The 21,931-nt window shown below is 40.3% G+C and carries 13 protein-coding genes; all 13 read left to right on the forward strand.

The features are described 5' to 3' along the window. Nucleotides 1-125: 125 nt before the first annotated feature. The 13 genes from ACK1I8_RS05480 (at nucleotide 126) to ACK1I8_RS05540 (ending at nucleotide 21,827) form a co-directional block, all read left to right on the forward strand. Nucleotides 126-2,891: a DUF5695 domain-containing protein gene (locus tag ACK1I8_RS05480; protein WP_412468333.1), complete on the forward strand. Its 2,766-nt coding sequence runs from the start codon at nucleotides 126-128 to the stop codon at nucleotides 2,889-2,891. Nucleotides 2,892-3,523: 632 nt separating this feature from the next. Beyond that, nucleotides 3,524-4,921 (forward strand): aminopeptidase P family protein, encoded by a 1,398-nt coding sequence (locus tag ACK1I8_RS05485; protein WP_412468334.1) that lies wholly within the window; start codon nucleotides 3,524-3,526, stop codon nucleotides 4,919-4,921. A gap of 379 nt (nucleotides 4,922-5,300) precedes the next feature. Beyond that, complete coding sequence (locus ACK1I8_RS05490; RefSeq protein ID WP_412468335.1) at nucleotides 5,301-6,971, forward strand: M1 family metallopeptidase; 1,671 nt, start codon at nucleotides 5,301-5,303, stop codon at nucleotides 6,969-6,971. A gap of 330 nt (nucleotides 6,972-7,301) precedes the next feature. Then, nucleotides 7,302-8,219: a dihydrodipicolinate synthase family protein gene (locus ACK1I8_RS05495; protein WP_293782754.1), complete on the forward strand. Its 918-nt coding sequence runs from the start codon at nucleotides 7,302-7,304 to the stop codon at nucleotides 8,217-8,219. Nucleotides 8,220-8,233: 14 nt separating this feature from the next. Further along, a complete protein-coding gene (locus tag ACK1I8_RS05500; protein ID WP_412468336.1) occupies nucleotides 8,234-9,820 on the forward strand; it encodes an aldehyde dehydrogenase (NADP(+)) in 1,587 nt (528 codons plus the stop codon). Next, nucleotides 9,813-10,814: a 4-hydroxyproline epimerase gene (locus ACK1I8_RS05505; protein WP_412468337.1), complete on the forward strand. Its 1,002-nt coding sequence runs from the start codon at nucleotides 9,813-9,815 to the stop codon at nucleotides 10,812-10,814. The genes ACK1I8_RS05500 and ACK1I8_RS05505 overlap by 8 nt, the downstream gene beginning before the upstream one ends. Nucleotides 10,815-10,855: 41 nt before the next feature. Next, complete coding sequence (locus ACK1I8_RS05510) at nucleotides 10,856-12,097, forward strand: NAD(P)/FAD-dependent oxidoreductase (protein WP_412468338.1); 1,242 nt, start codon at nucleotides 10,856-10,858, stop codon at nucleotides 12,095-12,097. Between the two features lie 369 nt (nucleotides 12,098-12,466). Next, on the forward strand, nucleotides 12,467-13,369 hold the full coding sequence (locus tag ACK1I8_RS05515) for an AraC family transcriptional regulator (protein WP_412468339.1): 903 nt from the start codon (nucleotides 12,467-12,469) through the stop codon (nucleotides 13,367-13,369). A 78-nt stretch (nucleotides 13,370-13,447) separates the two neighbouring features. Next, nucleotides 13,448-15,226: a DUF885 family protein gene (locus tag ACK1I8_RS05520; RefSeq protein WP_412468340.1), complete on the forward strand. Its 1,779-nt coding sequence runs from the start codon at nucleotides 13,448-13,450 to the stop codon at nucleotides 15,224-15,226. A 42-nt stretch (nucleotides 15,227-15,268) separates the two neighbouring features. Continuing rightward, nucleotides 15,269-16,708: an APC family permease gene (locus ACK1I8_RS05525; RefSeq protein ID WP_412468341.1), complete on the forward strand. Its 1,440-nt coding sequence runs from the start codon at nucleotides 15,269-15,271 to the stop codon at nucleotides 16,706-16,708. An 83-nt stretch (nucleotides 16,709-16,791) separates the two neighbouring features. Beyond that, nucleotides 16,792-19,086, forward strand: coding sequence for a DPP IV N-terminal domain-containing protein (locus ACK1I8_RS05530; RefSeq protein WP_412468342.1), 2,295 nt, complete (start codon nucleotides 16,792-16,794; stop codon nucleotides 19,084-19,086). 39 nt (nucleotides 19,087-19,125) lie between these two features. Continuing rightward, a complete protein-coding gene (locus ACK1I8_RS05535; RefSeq protein ID WP_412468343.1) occupies nucleotides 19,126-19,911 on the forward strand; it encodes an NIPSNAP family protein in 786 nt (261 codons plus the stop codon). Between the two features lie 392 nt (nucleotides 19,912-20,303). Continuing rightward, entirely contained in the window at nucleotides 20,304-21,827 is a 1,524-nt protein-coding gene (locus ACK1I8_RS05540; RefSeq protein WP_412468344.1) for a glycoside hydrolase, read from the forward strand. The last annotated feature ends 104 nt before the right edge of the window (nucleotides 21,828-21,931 follow it).

Below are 21,931 nucleotides of genomic sequence, written 5' to 3' on the forward strand. Positions count from 1 at the left end.
TTTATTCGACTTCCCATAAATACACCAATTCTTTACCGATTTTGCGCAATTGTTAACTTCAATGCCCGCTTTGTCTTTTAAATTTTATTTTTGATTTCACTAGATACATAAACCCTTTTGTCGCGATGATCATCAAATCAAAAAAGAATATTGCTTTATACGTAATAACTTTTAAAGCAATATTTTGCTGTATTTTAACTTTAGTAAATATACAGGTTGCCTATGCCCAGTCACCGTGGCTTGCCTTAAGTAAAAGGCCCTCAACTTTAGGTTTAGAAAATGGTTTTTCAACCTATGATGCCGGTGCCTTTAATCTAAAGCTTGTTAAATCGTCCCAAACTGTGGCAGGGCTCCAGCCTAAAATGGTTAAAGATTTTGATTTTGTGCCCAGTGATAGTTTAAAGGTGCGTAGTTCGGACGGCTTGTATCATTTAGGTGACATCAATTTAAAACTACGCGATGTTGGAGAAGCAAGCTGGAAAAGCTATAGCACCGCGGCAAAACGAAGTCCTGTGAAAAATATCGCAATGGGCAAAAAAATACTCGCTGCTGCTGATCTCGCGGCAACACTTCCAGCCGATATTCCACTACAGGTTAAACGGATATGGGAAATGGTGAACGGAAAGCTTGTACTGCGCTTTGAACTGAAAAATAAAACCAATAAAAATATAGAAATCGGCGCATTGGGGATTCCGATGATTTTTGACAATATTTTAGAAGGTCGTACATTGGAGCAAACGCATGCCAAAAATGTTTTTTATGATCCTTATATCGGTAAAGATGCCGGATATCTGCAGGTTACCCGCTTAAGCGGACATGCGCCTTCTTTATTGGTTGCACCACTTGAAAATACACCATTTGAGGCTTACAACCCGCTTAACGACGATCGGACACCACGAGGAATTGCTTTTGAAGGCTTTTATGAATGGATGGTGTATAGTAAAGCTTATGCTGAAAACGAATGGAAGAATGCCGAGCAATGGAACACGCCGACTTCAACGGTATTAAAACCGGGCGAAAGCCGTAGTTATGCCCTTCAGTTTATCCTCTCAGGTACAGCTAGAGATATCGAAAACAAACTGATTGAAAATAAGAAACCAGTAGCGATATCGGTTCCAGGATATGTACTGCCTAAAGATGTAGAAGGAAAACTGTTTATCAATTATCCCAAAAAGATTAAAACCATTCAGGTTCAGCCCGAGAATGCTTTGAAAATAGTTACATCAGGTTTAACCAAAAACGGTTGGAAAAGTTACTTGATAAAGGGCAATACCTGGGGAAGGGCAAGATTATCCATTACTTATGAAGATGGTTTGGAGCAAACTATCAATTATAAAGTGATTGAAGCGGAGAGTGATGTAATTGCGAGTTACGGTAATTTTTTAACCACCAGGCAATGGTTTAACCAGCCCGATCCTATTTTTAAAAGAAGTCCTGCTGTGATCACCTATGATAATGAAAAGCATCAACAGGTAATACAAGATAACCGGGCCTGGATTTCGGGTTTAAGTGATGAAGGCGGTGCAGGCTCGTGGTTGGGCGCTATGATGAAGCAACTGGTGCAACCCAAAAAAGAGGAGGTTGATAAGCTGAAACAATTTGTAGATAGCGTAATGTTTGGGAGGATACAAATTAACAGCGGCCCGCAAAAGTATGGCGTAAAAAAGAGTTTGTTTTATTATGCGCCAGATTCTCTTCCTAAAGGTACTTATGATGCTAACATCAACTTTAAAGTATGGTCTGCATGGCCAAAAAAAGAAGCTGATAACCTGGGCCGATCTTATAATTACCCGCATGTTGCTGCAGCCCACTGGGTAATGTACCGGTTGGCCCGTAATTACAGGGGCCTTATGGAAGAACAACAATGGAAACAACATCTTATTGATGCAGCCGAAACAGGTATGGCGATGGTTAATATTGCACCTTACTATGCAGAGTTCGGCCAAATGGAGGGTACAGTGTTCTATCTTATCTTAAACGATCTCAAAAATGAAGGCTTAACAGAAGAAGCTACCCGTTTAGAAAATGAAATGAAAAAACGGACCAACCACTGGCGCTCCTTGCAATATCCCTTTGGCAGTGAGATGCCTTGGGACTCTACAGGTCAAGAAGAAGTTTATGTATGGTCGAGTTATTTTGGTTACCAGGATAAAGCCAATGTAACACTTGATGCCATCCTGGCTTATATGCCTGTAATGCCACATTGGGCTTATAATGGGAATGCCCGTAGGTACTGGGATTTTCTTTATGGAGGTAAACTTTCCCGTATCGAACGCATGATCCACCACTACGGGTCAGCGCTTAACGCCATTCCGGTATTGATGGATTACCGTAAAAATCCTGGCGATTTTTACCTTTTACGTGCTGGCTACGGAGGCTTATTGGGTGGGATCTCTAATATCACCCGGGAAGGTTTTGCGCCGGCAGCATTTCATGCTTACCCATCAACCTTAAAAAATGACGGTATTACCGGCGATTACGGATCTGGCTTTTTTGGCTATGCGGTTAATACTTCCACCTACATCGTTAAGCATCCTGAATTTGGCTGGTTAGCTTTCGGAGGTAATCTGAACAAAACTGGCCAGGTGATTAATGTTAAATTGACGACGGCAGCAAAATCATCCGTTTACATCGCACCTGCAGGGCTCTGGATCAGTCTTGATGCCGGAACCATTGACCAAGTAGCTTATAATATTACAACTGGTGAAATCCGGTTACAGTTAGCTAAAGCAAATGAATATGCCCCTAATGCTTTGTTAAGGTTGTCGCAACCTGCAAAAGTTAATGGAGCTACTGTTTATTCAGTAAAAAACAAAGCAATGGAGAAGAGGGGAGGGTACGAGTTCCAGCTTTCAAAAGCTCATACTACTGAAATTGTTCTTCAAAAGTAATATTGATCTGTCTTCAATCTACTTCAATCTATCCGTAGAGTTCCGGAAGGCTCTACGGATTTTTAGAATACGGGCAGCATCTGCCGCTCATTATTCAGTCTTAAAAATCAATACGATTTCGTAATCCGTAGTCCCGCTGCACTCAACATCACAGATAGAATAATACTAAATCACCAGTCGAGATATTGACAATTTATTTAATAAGAAAAACTTATTTAAATTCATGATATTTTGATTAACAATATATTATAAGTATTACATCTCAAATTAATTTATAATTATTAGTTATAACTACTGTAAATCAGTTCGTTAATTTATCTATTCGTATTTTTTATTAATAAAAAAGTGTTTAATAGTTTGTTTCTTATCTTTATAAATAATTTAAATAAATTTTATAATTGTCTAAATAAAAGAGATATATATTATAATTTATAAATTTTATCTTTGAAATATTAATAAATTGAGCTTGGTAAACAGATTTTATATTCTTTTTCGTTAAAATGAAATTTATTGTGACTTTTATGCCGCATTAGTAGCTTATAATTTGCAGATACCTCCCATATTTTAGCTATTACATTTAATTATTGTCGAATAAAATTAGCTTTTGGGATATTTGCTTAACGATTAAAAATATGTTTGAAAAGAAAGTTTACCTCCAGAGAAGAGCAACATTAAAATCAAAGGTAAATTCAGGAATATTACTCTTTTTGGGTAATGAAGAAAGCCCGATGAATTATAAGGATAACACCTACCATTTCAGGCAGGATAGTACCTTTTTATATTATTTTGGTATCAGTGAACCATCTTTAGGTGCTATTATCGATTTGGACGAAGATGATATAATACTGTTCGGTGACGAAATGGGAATTGATGACATTGTATGGATGGGCCGACAGAAAACACTCGAAGAAAAGAGTTTGGATGCTGGCCTGACCAAAGTTCTGCCCTATGCACAACTAAACACTTATATTAAAGAATACTTAGACAAAAAGCGTGAGGTTCACTTCTTACCTCCTTACCGTTCTGAGAATAAAATTAAATTGGCCAGCTGGCTTAACCTGTCCATTGATCAACTTAAGGAAAAAGCGTCCTTAAGTTTTATTAAGGCGGTAGTATCACAACGGTCTGTTAAATCTGTTGAAGAAATTGAAGAATTGGATCGTGCAGCAGCAATATCTGCCGATATCCATTTAATGGTTATGCAGCAGGCAAAACCAGGTATGTATGAGCGCGAACTCGCTGCTAACATTCAAGGTGCTGCATTGGCTTCGGGTGGTAATCTGGCCTATCCGGTTATTTTAACAGTTCGCGGAGAAATTTTGCATAACCATTATCATGGCAATCAACTCCGCGAAGGGCAACTGGTTTTAAACGATTCTGGTGTAGAAACTGCTTTGGGTTATGCCGGCGATCTAACGCGTACTTTTCCTGTAGGCAAGAAATTTACTGCGGAGCAAAAAGATGTTTATGATATTGTATTGAATGCGTATACCCATGGCAAAGATATGCTGGCGCCGGGTGTAAGGTATTTAGATGTGCATTTGGCCTCGTGTAAAATGCTGGCGCAGGGTTTAAAGGATATTGGCCTGATGAAAGGTAATATAGATGATGCCGTACAGGCGGGTGCGCATGCCATGTTCTTTCAATGCGGAACCGGACATATGATGGGCTTGGATGTACATGATATGGAAGATTTAGGAGAGCAATATGTAGGCTATACGGATGAGCTGACTAAAAATACCACTCAGTTTGGGCTAAAATCTCTAAGATTGGGCAAAGCGCTGGAAACCGGTTATGTATTAACGGTAGAACCAGGTGTCTATATCATTCCGGAACTGATAGATCGCTGGAAAGCCGCCAACCAGTTTGCCGAATTTATTAACTATGATAAACTGGAGCAGTTTAGAAACTTTAGCGGCATCAGGGTTGAAGACGATTTTCTGATAACCGAAAACGGAAGCCGGATGTTGGGAAAACATTTGGCCATTACTACTGAGGAAGTAGAAGCGGTTAGAAGCGAAGCTTATTAGCAAGCACAGTTATTGAAGGTCTGTTTTTTGGAGCGCAGGTCTACCGCTTTTCTTAAAGCCGGTTCCTGCCATTCGCTTTATTCCGATCAAAACCTGTGAAACAAATAAGCATACCAAAGTACAATACAAACAGGTGCTTAATGGGGATGCCCGCTCCTGTCAGGGCTAATAACGATAGGCTGATACACGGAATGAAAACCGGATAGTCAGCAGGAAACCAGGTTAACTGATCCCCCGCCTTGCAACGGGCAGGTGATAGAACGGATGCTCCCGATACTTCATCGGAGCAGGAGGGATAGCAGGACTGCCTTAAACGATGAAAAGCTGTATTTGCTTTGCAAATTATTGATATGCTATTACAAAATAACCAGCAAAAGAAATGAAAAAAATAACCTCCTTAACCCTACTATTCTCAATATTTAGTATGCTGCTTTTTGCGCAGTCAGCAAAAAAGGTTTACACCTTGGCCGATACTTTAAGGGGAAGCCTAAATGCCGAACGGAACTGGTGGGATGTACAGCGTTACGAACTCGCTGTTAAGCCTGATTATAATGATAAAAGCATAACCGGTTCAAATAAAATCGTTTATAAAGTAGTGCAGCCCAATAATGGTAATACCCGCATGCAGATCGATTTGCAGGAACCCTTAATTATTGATAGTGTTGTATATAATGGCCGTTCAAAGTTAAAATTTGAGCATGTTGGCAGTGTTTGGTATTTACATGTACCGGCACAAAAGTTATCGGCGTTAAATAATGTCCATATTTTTTACCATGGAAAGGTTCACCAGGCCAAAAAAGCCCCCTGGGATGGTGGTTTTATTTTTACTACCGACTCGCTTTCGCGCCCATGGATGACAGTGGCCTGCCAGGGCTTAGGTGCCTCAGTATGGTACCCAAATAAAGATCATCAAAGCGACGAGCCTAATCTGGGAGCTTCTTTAACCATGACTGTTCCGGATACTTTGGTAGCGGTGGGTAATGGACGCCTGGTATTTAAAAAAGATAACCATGATGGGACGACAACCTACCAGTACAATGTTAAAAATCCGATCAGTAATTATTGCATCATACCTTACATTGGCAAGTACGTAAATTTTAAGGAGAAATATGCAGGCGAAAAAGGCCCGCTTGATGTAAATTATTGGGTGCTTGATTACAATTATGCAAAGGCGAAAACTTATATGCCCGATCAGGTGCATAAAATGATGAAAAGTATGGAGTACTGGTTTGGACCTTATCCTTTTTATGAAGACGGTTATCAGTTAATAGATGCTTCGCATTCTGGTATGGAACATCAATCGGCAGTTTCTTATGGCAATGGATATAAGTTTGGTTATAGAGGTAGAGATATGTCGGGCAACGGTTGGGGGCTGAAATGGGATTTTATCATCATTCATGAAAGTGGACACGAATGGTTTGGCAATAACATTACCAGTAACGATCTGGCCGATATGTGGGTGCACGAAGGATTTACGAACTACAGCGAAACACTTTTTGTAGATTACACTTTTGGTACCAAAGCCGGAAACGAATACAATTTTGGCATTAGAAAAGGCATCAGAAATGATAGTCCTATTATTCCACCTTACGGTGTAAATGCGCAAGGCAGCGGCGATATGTATCCAAAGGGTGGCAACATGCTGCATGCTATCCGGCATAGTTTAAATAACGACCAACTTTTTAGGGCTATATTGCGCGGACTAAACCAAACCTTCTATCATCAAACGGTAACAACTGCACAGATTGAAAATTATATTTCTAAAAAAGCGGGTTTTAATTTTTCAAAGGTTTTTGATCAATATCTGCGTACGGTGCAAATTCCCGTTTTTGAATATTACCTTAAAAACGGTAAAGCTTTTTACCGGTATAGCAACTGTATCAATGGGTTTAATTTGCCCTTAACGCTGAAAAAAGAAGGTGTTAAAACACTTAAAATTGTGCCTTCACAAAACTGGCAGGAGGTTACTTTGGCCAAAGGGCAGGATACACTTTTTACAAAGGAGGATATTGAATTTATGTATTACCTCCAGGTGAAAAACACCAGATAAATTATTGCAAAATTGGATCGGTAGTAGCTTTTTCTATCTGACTGATTCAGAGGTGTTCTTATTGTTAGTAACACCTTTTTTACTGATGTATGTTCACTTTAACACATGGATTTTGCTTTTTCAGGTCAGATTTGTCGGTTCGATTGGCGTATTTACGACCAATATCGGTTAAAATCCAACAATATTGCTGCTTAGTGATTACCTAACTTTGAATATCTTTTATAGGCATTTATTACCGGTAACTGAATAGATGATGTCTGCCAGTGGATCTCAGCTTATGGGAAAATGGCCGGATAAATTTTTGAAAATATTTATAAACATAACATTACAATGAGTATCAAATGGACTGGGGTTTTCCCGGCTGTAACCACTAAATTTACAGCAAACGATGAGTTAGATTTTCCAGCTTTCGATTTAAATATCGAAGCACAACTAGAAGCAGGTGCTGAAGGAATTATATTAGGTGGATCGCTTGGCGAAGCCAGTGTACTAACCGATGAAGAAAAATTTGGTTTGTTATCACACACCTTAACCGTGGTAAATGGCCGGGTACCGGTTTTATTGAACATTGCAGAATCGACTACAAAAAAAGCAATTGAAGTGGCTAAAAAAGCCGAATCACTTGGTGCGCAGGGCTTAATGTTGTTGCCGCCAATGCGCTACAATGCGGCTCCTGATGAAACTCTAGCCTTTTTTGGTGCTATTGCAGAAAGCACAAGCTTACCGATCATGATTTATAACAACCCTGTTGATTATAAAATCGAAGTAACCCTGGATATGTTCGAGGTTTTAACCAAATACGATAACATACAGGCCATTAAAGAATCAACAAGAGATGTATCAAACGTAACGAGATTGATCAACCGTTTTGGCGACCGTTTCAAAATCTTTACCGGGGTAGATCCATTAGCGATGGAAAGCATTGTGATGGGCGCACACGGTTGGGTTGCGGGTTTAGTTGATGCTTTCCCAAGAGAAACTGTAGCTATTTTCAGATTGGTTAAAGAAAACCGCATTGCGGAAGCGTTAAAAATTTACCGTTGGTTTTTACCTGTGCTTGAATTGGATATTCATGCAAAATTGGTACAATACATTAAACTGGCAGAGGTTGCAACCGGATTAGGAACCGAAGCGGTTCGTGCACCGCGCTTACCATTAAGTGGTGCAGAAAGAGAAAAAGTGTTGAAAATTATTAACGATGCACTAGCTGTTCGCCCGGAATTACCTGCAGGTAGCTGGGGCAAATAGTTTAAAAACCAAATATGAACGGAAAAAATATTGTAGCCAGCACTTATGTTGAAGTTAATGAAGGAAGCCTTAAAGCTGTTAATCCCGCAACGGGATTAACGCTTGACGGTGAATTTTTCAAAGCTAACGAAAAACTGGTTGATGATGCCTTAACAGCAGCAACATCGGCTTTCCAAAGCTATAGAAACCTAAACAAAGATATTAAAGCCACTTTTTTGAATGCCATTGCCGATGAAATTGCTAATCTTGGCGAGGAGTTGGTAAACAGGGCTTCAGCAGAAAGTGGCTTACCTTTAGCGCGTTTACAAGGCGAGTTGGGCAGAACAACCGGACAATTACGGTTATTTGCCAACTTAGTTGCAGAGGGCTCCTGGGTTGATGCCATTATTGATACGGCATTACCTGATAGACAACCTTTGCCTCGACCAGATATCAGGAGAATGCTGATTCCCATCGGACCGGTAGTGGTTTTCGGGGCCAGTAATTTTCCGCTTGCATTTTCAGTTGCAGGCGGCGATACCGCATCAGCACTAGCTTCTGGTTGTCCGGTGATAGTTAAAGCACATCCTGCACATTACGGAACCAGTGCTTTGGTAGGCGGTGCCATTGTTAAGGCTGCAGAAAAAACGGGAATGCCTAAAGGTGTTTTCTCTTTGTTGTATGATGATGGTTATAGCATTGGTGCCGGCCTTGTTCAACACCCTTTAACCAAAGCCGTAACTTTTACAGGTTCTTTTAAGGGCGGCATGTCCTTAATTAATCTGGCTCAACAGCGCGAACAACCTATTCCGGTTTTTGCTGAAATGGGTAGTATTAATCCGGTAATTTTTCTTCCGTTAGCCATAGAAAACCAGGCAGAAGAACTGGCCAAAAAATATGCTGCATCTATAACCCTGGGGGCGGGGCAGTTTTGTACCAACCCGGGCTTATTGTTAGCCGTACAATCGCCGGCGCTCGAAAATTTTAAAGCCGCGTTAAAAGAGGCCATTTCAACTGTTCCATCAGCAACAATGCTTACCGAAGGTATTGCCAATAACTATGGCAAACTTTCTGCTGAAGTGGTAAACGAAGACGGTGTTGTACTTTTATCGGCATCAACGGTGAAAAATACGGAACTTCAAAATCAATCGGAGGCAAAAATAGCTCAGGTAAGTGCCGGCGATTTTATTAAAAATCCAACACTTCGTGAAGAAATTTTTGGCCCATACTCGTTATTGGTTGTTGCAAAGGACCATGCTGAACTGGAGCAGGCCATTGAAGTGCTTGAAGGTCAACTTACCGTTACCTTAATGGCCGAAAAGCAAGAGCTTAAGCATTACCAGACCCTGGTAAACAAATTAACCGATAAAACCGGAAGAATTATATTGAATGGTGTGCCTACAGGTGTAGAAGTTTGTGCAGCCATGCAACATGGCGGGCCATTTCCGGCAACCAACGATAGCCGTTTTACTTCTGTTGGTTCTAACGCCATTAACCGTTTTGTCAGGCCTTTGGCTTATCAGGATTGGGAACAGGAATTATTGCCAGATGAATTAAAAGATGGTAATCCATTGGGTATTTTCAGAATGGTCAATCAGAAATTAACGAAATCCCATGAGTAAGACTTTTTTTTGTGTAGATGCACATACCTGCGGAAATCCGGTAAGGTTAGTGGCTGGTGGAGGGCCTCAGCTCATTGGCTCGAACATGAGCGAAAAACGCCAGCATTTTCTGAAAGAATTTGATTGGATCAGAAAAGGCCTGATGTTTGAACCACGTGGGCATGATATGATGTCGGGCAGTATTTTATATCCACCTCACGATCCGGCTAATGATGTAGCGGTACTTTTTATTGAAACCAGTGGCTGCCTGCCAATGTGTGGGCATGGTACCATCGGCACCATTACCATTGCTATCGAAGAAGGACTCATCCAGCCGAAAGTGCCAGGGCAGATCAGAATGGAAGCGCCAGCCGGACTGGTGCTGATTGAGTATAAGCAGGAAGGAAAAAAAGTAAAGTCTGTTAAGCTGAAAAATGTGGCATCTTACCTGGCTGCTGAAAATCTTCAGGTTGAATGCCCTGATTTGGGTATGCTTACTTTTGATGTAGCTTATGGAGGTAATTTCTACGCCATCGTAGATCCGCAGGAGAATTTTGCGGGTTTGGAAAACTATACAGCTTCGCAATTGATTAACTGGAGCCAGATCATCAGAAAACGGATCAACGAACGGTATAGCTTTGTTCATCCACAAGATCCTACGATAAATGGATGTAGCCACGTTTTGTGGACGGGAAAAACCCTGGATCCTACATCAACTGCCAGGAATGCGGTTTTTTATGGCGATAAAGCCATTGATCGTTCACCTTGCGGAACAGGTACTTCAGCCCGTTTGGCACAGTGGTTTGCCAAAGGAAAACTAAAACAGGGAGAGGATTTTATCCATGAAAGTTTTATTGGCAGCAAGTTTATTGGAAAAGTAGAAGAAGTTGTTGACCTGAACGGAACACAGGCCATTATACCGAGCGTAGAAGGCTGGGCAAAAGTTTATGGGTATAATACCATTAAAATTGATCCTGAAGATGATCCATATGCATATGGTTTTCAGGTGATTTAAGATTTTTTTAAAAAAAGATATCAGCAGTATAAATAAAAAGCATGTCGAAAGTATTAATTATAGGTGGTGGAATAGTGGGGCTAACGTCAGCATACTATTTACAGAAAAGGGGCTACGAAGTAACAATTTTGGATAAGGGAGATATTACCGACAACTGCTCATTTGGTAACGCAGGGATGATTGTGCCAAGCCATTTTGTCCCTTTGGCAGCACCAGGGATGATACAGCAAGGGATCCGTTGGATGTTCGATAGCAAAAGTCCTTTTTATGTTCGCCCTTCTCTAAATGCAAACCTGATTAGTTGGGGCTTAAAATTTATGAAATATGCCACTGCAAAACATGTAGACCAAGCGGCAGTGCCATTACGTGATTTATCTTTACTAAGCAAAAAACTATATGAAGGCCTGGCCAAAGAGCCTGATTTTGATTTCGAGTTAACTAAAAATGGCATTCTCGCATTTTATAAAACCGAAAAAGCTGCGGAAGAAGAAGGACATTTAGCTGCAAAGGCAATAGAACTTGGCCTGGACATGGCTGTACTAACTGCCGATGAATGCCGTGCTTTACAACCAGATTTAAAATTAGATGTTTTAGGAGCGGTACATTATCGTTGCGATGCGCACCTTTATCCAACAAAATTGATGAATGCTTTACTTACGTATTTATCAAACAATGGTGTTAATATTGTACGTAACAAAGAAGTGGACAAAATTGAAACCTCAGGTAATCGCATTACAAAGGTTTTTACAGGGAATACCGCCTGGGAGGCAGATGAGTATATTTTAGCGGCTGGTTCATGGTCGCCGGCAATAGCCAAAATGGCTGATGCTAAAATATCTTTAATGCCCGGTAAAGGTTACTCTTTTATGGAACCTGAACCTCAACAGCGTTTAACCATCCCGGCATTACTATGCGAAGCCAGGGTGGCCATCACACCAATGAATGGTCAGCTTAGGTACGGCGGCACAATGGAGTTAGATAAGATTAACACCCGCATTAATATGAAAAGGGTTAAAGGCATCGTAGAATCGGTTCCGGCATATTTCCCCGATTTAAAGCCAGCAGTTCCTGTAGAAAAAGATATCTGGTATGGTTTCCGCCCTTCGTCACCTGATGGTTTGCCATACATTGGCAGATGCAAAAAAAGAGAAAATCTGATTATCGCAACCGGCCACGGCATGATGGGGTTAAGTTTAGGGCCTGCAACAGGTTTGTTGGTTAGCCAGATTGTTTCTGGTATAGCAACTGATATCAATATACAACCATACGCATTGGTTCGATAATTTAATAAATATTTGGTTTCTTTGCCCAGTGCCGGGATTTGTAATCCCGACACTGGGCATTCTCCTATGGTTTACTAATCCAGACCAGCCATTCTGTTAGCCGTAATTTGTAATCCCGGCACTTTTTAAGTACTTAGGTTGCTTACCAATCCAGACCAGTACCTTCCTAGGCAATTGTTTTTTCTCCTCTTCCGGTATATGGTTATAATCTTTATAACTATATTGATAGTAGCCAGATTACTGATTAAATCCGTCATATTTTATCAAATTATAGCAGTATTTTAACCTTATATAGAATTTATTGGTTTATTTGAGTTAATATTCATATATTCAATTCATAATCAACAACCAAACTTAACTAACTGGATTATGAAAGTATTACCATTTACCATGCTTGTTCCTGATGATAAAAGTGTGATATCGGAACAAATTGAATCGCCTTATTTTTATCAATACCTGCACCGCCACGATGAATGGCAGATCACGTATATAGAAAAAGGAGAGGGGACGTTACTTGCAGGAAATGATATGCATGCCTTCCGGCCAGGAGATGTTTTTTTAATTGGAGCCAAACTTCCGCATCTGTTTAAAAGCAATCCCGAATATTTCGCTGTTGATAGCAATAAAACCATTAAAGCATGTTCTATTTACTTTAATCCGAACGGTATTTTAGCTGCTTTATTTAATCTTCCTGAAATGAAGCTGGCCAGTGCGTTTTTAGCAAAAAATAAGCATGGTTTCAAGGTTCCGGATGCATTTGCTAAAAATATAGTAAGCAAAATGCTCAATGTACACCAGGCAGCGGGGGTTGATGTATTGTTTAACTTTCTAAAATTGGTTAACAGTCTTCAGGATTTAAATGAAAATGTGGAACCGTTATGTTCTGATATGTATTCATCTAACGTAACAGAAAATGAAGGGATGCGTTTAAGCAAAATCATCAACTTCATCACCGAAAACTATAATAGTCAAATTTCATTAGAAGATGTAGCCAATGCTGCATTTATGACGCCACAGGCATTTTGCAGGTATTTCAAAAAACATACCGGCCATACTTTCGTTTCCTTTTTAAATGAAGTAAGAATCAATGATGCCTGCAAAAGTCTGATATCAGGAGAAAAAGCCGATTGTATTTCAGGCGTGGCTTATAAAGCTGGTTTCAATAGCATTACCAATTTTAACAGGGTATTTAAAAGCATTATCGGTCAATCACCAAGGGCATATATCGATACCTACAATAATGTAAGCAGGGTAAGCTATATAGGCGCTTAAGCAGTAATTGTTTCATATAAAAAGTTAACCATTTTTTTAAATGGAGGCAATGCTATTTGCCTTTTTTAACCGAACCGCATGCCAAACAAATTAAACTTTTTTGCCCTTTTGTTATTAGTGGGCCTGTTATCCGGTCATTTTGTATCCGCCCAAAGTTCAAATGAAAGTTTGTACGAACAAACCAGCGAAATGGGTACGCTGATTGTAGGTTATCAAAGGGATGTTGATGCCATTAACGATTTTTACTACCCTTATTCCACCGGAGGTACATATTCTTATCCGATGGCCACTTTTAAAAGTCCGGCGCAAAGAAAACGCCTGCAGGATCTCAATAACGATTACCTAAACAAGTTAAAAACTGCCCGGTTTGAAAACTTTAGCATTCATGGCAAGGTAGATTATATTCTCCTAAAAAAAGAGATCGAATCGTCAGTCTGGCTTTTAAGTAAAGAAACAGCAGATTATAATGCCTTATCAAAATATTTTACTTTCGCCAATGCCATTTATGCGCTCGAAAATCTAAGAAGAAGAGGTACTTATAAAGATGGTGCTTTGTTGGCAGGAGAGATAGAAAACATTGCAAAACAAGTTGATTCACTAAGTCTGAATTTCAAAAAAGGAACACTAAAACCCGATCAGAATAAAATGGCAGCAGCCATCTGCTTGAGCTTGAAATATCGTTTAAAAGGCTTCTACCAATTTTATATGGATTACGAGCCGGGTTTTACCTGGTGGGTACCTAAACCTTACGAGAAGTTAGACCTTGCCTTAACCAGTTATGCTAAACTTTTTACTGACGATGGGGACGCTGTTCTTGCCGTAAAATCAAATAAATCTGAAATTAAAGGAAACCCAATTGGTAGGGAAGAACTCATCAGGCAACTGAATGCTGAACTTATTCCGTATACCCCCGAAGAACTGATCAAACTTGCCGAAAAAGAATTTAAGTTTTGCGATGAAGAGCTTTTGAGGGCTTCAGCCGCTATGGGTTTTGGCAATGACTGGAAAAAAGCACAGGAAAAAATCAAAAATAGCTATGTGCCATTGGGCAAGCAGCCAGAATTGATTGTGAAATTACAGGATGATGCCTTGAATTTTATTAAAGCTAACGATCTGATCAATATCCCTGAACTGGCAGAAGAAACCTGGGGAATGGTGATGATGTCGGCCGAGCGGCAATTGGTGAATCCCTTTTTTACCGGTGGGCGCGAAATCAGTATTTCTTATCCAACCAATACGATGGAGGAAGATGATAAGTTAATGAGTATGCGTGGTAATAATCCGTATTTTTCAAGAGGAACGGTACAGCATGAACTCTTACCCGGTCACCATTATCAATATTTTATGAATAGCCGTTATAAAAGCTATCGAGATCCTTTTAAAACGCCTTTCAGCATAGAAGGTTGGCCTTTATATTGGGAACTTCTGCTCTACGATAAGGGTTTCGCCAAAACACCGGAAGAAAAAATGGGCATGCTTTTCTGGCGGATGCACCGTTGTGCCAGGATTCTTTTTTCGCTGAACTTCCATCTGGGAAAATGGACCCCTCAGCAGTGTGTTGATTTTTTGGTCGACCGTGTAGGGCACGAACGGGCCAATGCAGAAGGCGAAGTACGCCGGTCTTTCAAAGGCGACTATAGTCCTTTGTATCAGGTGGCCTACCTTACCAGCGGTCTTCAGCTTTTTGCGCTTAAAAAAGAACTGGTAGAAAGCGGCAAAATGAGCTTTAAGGATTTTCATGATGCCATCATTAAACAAAACCTCATACCCGTAGAAATGATCAGGGCTACCTTAACCAATCAGCCTTTAACCCGCGATTTCAAAACCTCATGGCATTTTTACGATCAGCTTAAGTAGATAAAACCAATAAACACCTTCGAAACACCAAGCAAACACAACATGACTGAAAAAGAAACCACACAATTTAAACCCTCGCTTAAACTGATGGACGCAACGATGCTTGTAGCCGGCAGTATGATCGGCTCGGGTATTTTTATTGTAAGTGCCGATATCACCCGAAATGTAGGCAGCGCGGGCTGGCTATTGGTGGTTTGGCTGATTACGGGCTTTATGACGCTCACTGCCGCATTAAGTTATGGCGAATTAAGCGCCATGTTCCCAAAAGCAGGTGGACAGTATATTTATCTGAAAGAAGCATACAACCCGCTGATTAGTTTTTTATATGGCTGGAGTTTCTTTACAGTAATCCAAACGGCAACCATTGCTGCTGTAGGTGTTGCATTTGCCAAGTTTACGGCTTATCTCCTGCCTGCCTTTAGTGAAGATCTGGTTGCCATTGATTTAGGCTTCTTTACTATCTCACCAGCACAGCTATTGGCTATTGGTGTAATTGTTTTACTTACCTACATCAATAATAGGGGCGTAAATGGCGGTAAAGTCATTCAAACTACCTTTACCGTGGCCAAACTGTTAAGTCTGTTTGGTCTGATTGCTTTTGGACTGTTCTTTCTAAACAAGGGAATCTGGAAAACCAATTGGGAGAATATGTGGGTTTTAGGACCATTATCTTCAGATGGAAGCATAGGTTCTTACACCACGTTGGCGGCCTTCGGTGCCATTGCTGCAGCAATGGTAGGTTCGATATTCAGCAGCGATTCCTGGCATAACGTTACCTTTATCGCTGGCGAAATTAAAAACCCTGCACGCAATATTGGTTTAAGTCTGGCACTGGGAACCATTATCGTTACAGTACTTTACCTCCTCACCAACGTGATGTATACCGGCGTACTTTCATTACACGATATAGCTTACGCAGATAAAGACCGTGTGGCTGTTTCTGCTGCCAACCATATTTTTGGTACCGCTGGTACCTTCATTATTGCCTTAATGATTATGGTTTCAACCTTCGGTTGTAATAATGGTTTAATTATGGCTGGGGCCAGGGTGTATTATTCTATGGCCAAAGATGGACTTTTCTTTAAAAAAGTGGGTACGCTGAACAAAAATGCTGTTCCTGGATTTGGATTGTGGATACAGTGTATTTTTGCTTGTTTATGGTGCATCAGCGGAAAATATGGCGACCTGTTGGATATGATCTCCTTTGTGGTGGTAATGTTTTATATACTTACTATTTTTGGAATTTTTATTCTCCGTAAAAAACGCCCCCATGCCAATAGACCTTACAAAGCCTTTGGATATCCTGTATTGCCAGTCATTTATATCGTAATGGGCCTTGCCTTTTGCCTGTTACTGATCATGTTTAAACCTAAATTTACCTGGCCGGGATTGATCATCACTTTAATCGGGATCCCCGTTTATTACCTGATTAAAGGAGGTATAGCCCGTCATGATCTGAAAACAAAAGATCAGCTTGTGTAAAGGGTTAAAATATTGACGTTATTCATTAAAATCCATAAGAAACCTGCAAAACAGCAGTATTATATTTATAAAAAAAAAACGTAATGAGCATTTACGCCAACACTAAAAAATCAATAGTCTTCATTTTACTCAGTTTTGTTTCCGTTCAATTGCTGGCACAGCAGGCAATATTACGGCCATATGCGCCTACTGCCGCTGAAGTGGCCGATGCTTACCAGTTATCCTTAAGAATGGATACTACGTTACGTAATATCCCAACCAATAATGATATCGTTCCTTTCTGGAAAAAAGACGGAACGGCGTTTTGGTATAAAAAGAATCTTCCCAACAAAACATGGGAATATTATTATGTAGATGCCGCAACAGGTAAACGCCGTACTGCATTTGATCATGATCAACTTGCGCAAAATATAGAAAAGGTTACCGGTAACAAACAGAATCCGTTAAGAATTCAGCTTTCAGAACTATATTTTGCCGATCAGGGCAATACTGCAAAATTAAAAATAGCAGATAACTGGTACCAGTTAAACCTGAAAGATTATCGTTTAACCAACACAAATGATAGCACTATTTATCGTTACAATGCCAAACGGCCTTTACAGCAACGCAGATCGCGCTGGCAGGGAAACCGCACATTAAAAAAATCACCGGATGGCAAAAGTGAGATCCTGATCCGCGGTGGCAATCTTTTTGTGGTCGACTTGGCGACAAAGGCAGAAACCCAGTTAAGTACTGATGGTAGTGCCGATAAACCTTATGGTGAATTTTCATGGTCTCCCGATGGGAAAAACATCGTTGCCTATAAAATCGATCCGAAAGAAATTAAAAATGTATATTATGTACTAAGTTCTATTCCCGGTACTACGCGCGGACAATTAAAAACGCGGGAATATGCGCAGCCTGGTGATGACTTTACCGCTTATCAGCCCTATGTTTTTAATGTAGCAAACAAAACGGCCATTAAAGTAGATGCAGACCCGATTGATTTCTTTGGTGCCCCGGAACTGCATTGGCGCAGCAATAACAGCAGGTATTATACCTACGAGAAAGTAGATCGCGGCCACCAGCGTTTCAGGGTAATCGAAGTGGATGTTTTAACCGGGAAAACCAAAAACATTATCGATGAGAAAACCAAAACCTTCATTTATGAAAACCGCATTTATACCAGATACTTGCCTAAAACCAATGAAATATTGTGGACGAGCGAGCAAGATGGCTGGCAACATCTTTATCTGGTAAATGCCTTGACAGGAAAGCAGCAGTTAATTACAAAAGGAAATTATGTGGTTAGGGATATCGATAGTGTAGATGTGGTAAAACGCCAGGTATGGTTCAGGGCAAATGGTATGCATGCCGGTGAAGATCCTTACTTTATCCATTACTACCGGATTGGCTTTGATGGAAAAGGATTGGTAAACCTGACGCCCGAAAAAGGTAACCATAACCTCAGCTTTTCTCCCGACCGCAAATATTATATCGACACCTACTCGCAGGTGAATGTACCGCCAATAACTGAATTAAGGCTTACTGAGAATGCAAAAAAAGTAAGCGAAATAGAACATGGTAAAACAGATGCTTATCTGGCTACAGGGGTTAAACTGCCCGAAGTGTTTGTAGCCAAAGGAAGGGACGGCAAAACCGATATTTGGGGCATTGTTTGTTTGCCTTCAAAAATGGATCCGAACAAAACTTACCCTGTTATCGAAAATATTTATGCGGGTCCTCATGATAGTTTTGTGCCTAAAAGTTTCCTGCCGGCCAGTGAAATGCAGAGCATTGCCGAATTGGGTTTTATTGTGGTACAGATTGATGGCATGGGTACGGCCAACCGCTCCAAAGCTTTTCATGACGTTTGTTGGAAAAACATTGCCGATTCCGGATTTCCTGACCGGATATTATGGATGAAAGCCATGGCACTTAAGTATCCAAATGCGGATATTTCGAAGGTAGGGATTTATGGTACTTCGGCAGGGGGGCAAAGCTCAACAGGTGCATTGTTATCGCACCCTGAGTTTTACAAGGCTGCCGTTTCTGCCTGTGGCTGTCACGATAACCGAATTGATAAACAATGGTGGAACGAACAGTGGATGGGTTATCCGGTAGGGCCGCACTATGCCGAGCAATCTAACATTACCAATGCAGCCAAACTACAGGGTGATCTATTTTTAATTGTTGGTGAAGCGGATGAAAACGTACCACCAGAATCAACATACAGATTGGCCGATGCATTGATCAAAGCGAATAAAAATTTCGATATTTTAAGCATTCCGGGCATGGGACATAGTGATGGGGGAGTTTATGGGCGTAGGCGTAAACGCGATTTCTTTGTGAAACATTTACTCAATGCCGAAGCTCCAAATCCAAATCTTTCAAAATAAATGATTACTTTGGCAACTTGCATTAAATATTATTTAACCATGTTGCCAAAAACTAAAATATTTTCATTGTTTTTATTTGTACTGTTATCTGGTGCATCTGTTGCTCATGCATCAGTAGATTTTTATCAGATTAAAATTTATCACCTGAAAAACGATGCCCAGGAAAAAACAGTAGATGATTATTTGCAAAAAGCATATCTGCCGGCATTACACCGCAGCGGAATAGCTAAAGTGGGTGTGTTTAAACCAATTGTAAGTGATCAGACCGCAGTTTCCGAAAAGCTGATCTATGTATTTATTCCTTTAAAATCCCTTAACGGAATTCTGGAACTCGATAAAAAGCTGGCAAAAGATCAACAATATGCTATTGATGGCAAAACCTACCTGGATGCAGTTTACTCAGATGCCCCTTTTGAGCGGCTGGAATCTATTGTATTGAAAGCGTTTGAAGATGCACCTCACTTTATGTTGCCTAATCTAAAATCACCGATGAGGGAACGGGTGTATGAATTAAGAAGCTACGAAGCACCAACGGAGAAATATTTTCAGAACAAAGTGCAAATGTTTAATAAAGGAGACGAGATCGGTTTATTTAAAAGATTAAATTTCAATGCCGTATTTTATGGCGAAGTAATTGCCGGAAGCCATATGCCTAACCTCATGTATTTAACCACATTTGAAAATAAAACTGACAGAGATGCTCATTGGAAGGCTTTCTCGGCTGATGATTATTGGAAAAAGCTATCGGCTATGCCAGAGTATCAGCACAATGTTTCTAAAAACGATACCAGATTTGTTTACCCGACAGACTATTCTGATTTTTAGTAAAAAGAAAGCTTAAAGCCTAAAATCAAAGGTGAACTGAATTTCAGTGTCAATCTGTGTTTCCGTGGCAAAAAAAAAAATACCAACCGGATAAATCCTGCGCCACCCGTCCGACTGGCCGCGCAGAAGTTCAGGATGACGATCGCACGGGCTTGGTTGGAAATCTTAATTTACTTCACTATGTGTAAATAGGTAAAGTATTGCGGATAGGTATATTCAGACAGAACAATAATGTGGTAAATCGTATCTTTACATCAGTTAACTCTTTTTTAGCTATCCTATCGATTCGCCTTTCTAATCATGAAATTCATGGAAGCATTTCGTTTTATTATGCAATATGGTAAATCGCAGCAAACCCCTGATTATTTTAATCAATAGAAATTAAATTTTTTATGTCAAAGTTATCCTCGCGTCTTAACCGTTTTTTGATCTGTCTGGCTTTATTTTTATATGGCAGAACAACTCTTGCACAAGAAAAGCCGCTACAAATAGAAATAGATCCTGCCGTCACTTTCCAAACCATCGAAGGTTTTGGCGCTTCTGATGCATGGAGCTGTCAGTTTGCAGGCTTATGGCCGGAAGAAAAAAAGAATAAAATGGCCGATTGGCTTTTTAGTACCCAATCTACACAAGCAGGGCAACCGCTTGGTATTGGGCTTAACATGTGGCGTTTTAGTATTGGTGGCGGTAGCGCCGCCCAGGGTAATGCAAGCGATATTGGCGACGAATGGCGCCGTCAATATGCTTTTTTACAGCCGGATGGTAGTTATAACTGGAACGTAATGCCAGGGCAAGTTTGGTTTTTAAAAGCAGCCAAAAACCGTGGGGTAAAGCAATTTATCGGATTTGTGAATAGTCCACATGTGTTGTTTACCAAAAATGGAAAAGCCTACTCTACGGATGGCAATTGTAATCTGAATTTTGATAAACTGCCCCAATTTGCCGACTACCTGGTTAAGACCATTAAGGGAATAAAAAAAACAGCCGGAGTAGAATTGAATTACCTTAGCCCTGCAAACGAACCACAGTGGAAATGGAATGGACATGACCAGGAAGGCTGTCCGTATAACAATACCGAACTGGCCCAACTTTACAGGGGTATTAATGATGCTTTAGTTAAAAACCGGGTTAAAACTAAAATACAGATAGGAGAAGCGGGACAGCTCGATTATTTATACAATAACGGGAACAGTACAAAGGGAAACCAGGTAGATCAGTTCTTTAATCCTGCCTCGCCCAATTATGTAGGTAACCTGTCCAATATCGATCAATCTGTTTCGGCTCATAGTTATTTTACCACCAGCCCGGAAGAAAAATTTATTGCTGTCCGTAAAAAAACGGCCGAGGCAGTAGCACAGATAAAAGGCTTAAGGTATTGGATGTCTGAATATTGTGTGCTGGGTGATGAGGTGCTTAAAGGCGAAAAGCGCGATCTGGGGATGGTTACAGCGCTTTTTATCGCAAGGTTAATTCATCATGATCTGGTTTTATCAAATGCTACTTCATGGCAGTGGTGGCTGGCGGTGTCGGCCAGCGATTATAAGGATGGCCTGGTTTATATCGACAAAAACAAAACAGATGGACAGGTTTACGATAGTAAAATGTTGTGGGCCCTGGGTAACTACAGTCGTTTTGTTACTGCCGGCAGTAAGCGCGTTCAGGTGAAAACCCTAAGTACAGGTGTGCCTCAGGTTGATGTATCCTCCTATATGCAAGATAAAAAGCTGGTAACCGTAGTGGTTAACCCTACAGCAAACGATCTCAATCTGGATATTGAGGTTAAGGGAAATAAACAAAGTACTGTAAAAACCTATGTTACCTCAGATCAATACAATTTATCGCCCTATAAACAATATCAGGATACCAAACAGGTACGTATTCCTGCTAAATCTGTAACTACCGTAATCAGTTATTAAATCTGAAAAAATTGAAACTATAATTTGCTAATTTTTAAGTCCACCACAATAAACAGCTTTTACAATGCTATTTTAAATGAGTCGAAAAGTAAATAATATTCCGG

It is taken from the genome of Pedobacter sp. KLB.chiD, assembly GCF_047040275.1.
Lineage (GTDB): Bacteria > Bacteroidota > Bacteroidia > Sphingobacteriales > Sphingobacteriaceae > Pedobacter.

Excerpts from the sequence above, each read along its gene's own strand:
- ACK1I8_RS05480 (WP_412468333.1), top strand. The coding sequence starts at position 126 with ATGATCATCAAATCAAAAAAGAATATTGCTTTATACGTAATAACTTTT.
- ACK1I8_RS05485 (WP_412468334.1), top strand. The coding sequence starts at position 3,524 with ATGTTTGAAAAGAAAGTTTACCTCCAGAGAAGAGCAACATTAAAATCA.
- ACK1I8_RS05490 (WP_412468335.1), top strand. The coding sequence starts at position 5,301 with ATGAAAAAAATAACCTCCTTAACCCTACTATTCTCAATATTTAGTATG.
- ACK1I8_RS05495 (WP_293782754.1), top strand. The coding sequence starts at position 7,302 with ATGAGTATCAAATGGACTGGGGTTTTCCCGGCTGTAACCACTAAATTT.
- ACK1I8_RS05500 (WP_412468336.1), top strand. The coding sequence starts at position 8,234 with ATGAACGGAAAAAATATTGTAGCCAGCACTTATGTTGAAGTTAATGAA.
- ACK1I8_RS05505 (WP_412468337.1), top strand. The coding sequence starts at position 9,813 with ATGAGTAAGACTTTTTTTTGTGTAGATGCACATACCTGCGGAAATCCG.
- ACK1I8_RS05510 (WP_412468338.1), top strand. The coding sequence starts at position 10,856 with ATGTCGAAAGTATTAATTATAGGTGGTGGAATAGTGGGGCTAACGTCA.
- ACK1I8_RS05515 (WP_412468339.1), top strand. The coding sequence starts at position 12,467 with ATGAAAGTATTACCATTTACCATGCTTGTTCCTGATGATAAAAGTGTG.
- ACK1I8_RS05520 (WP_412468340.1), top strand. The coding sequence starts at position 13,448 with ATGCCAAACAAATTAAACTTTTTTGCCCTTTTGTTATTAGTGGGCCTG.
- ACK1I8_RS05525 (WP_412468341.1), top strand. The coding sequence starts at position 15,269 with ATGACTGAAAAAGAAACCACACAATTTAAACCCTCGCTTAAACTGATG.
- ACK1I8_RS05530 (WP_412468342.1), top strand. The coding sequence starts at position 16,792 with ATGAGCATTTACGCCAACACTAAAAAATCAATAGTCTTCATTTTACTC.
- ACK1I8_RS05535 (WP_412468343.1), top strand. The coding sequence starts at position 19,126 with ATGTTGCCAAAAACTAAAATATTTTCATTGTTTTTATTTGTACTGTTA.
- ACK1I8_RS05540 (WP_412468344.1), top strand. The coding sequence starts at position 20,304 with ATGTCAAAGTTATCCTCGCGTCTTAACCGTTTTTTGATCTGTCTGGCT.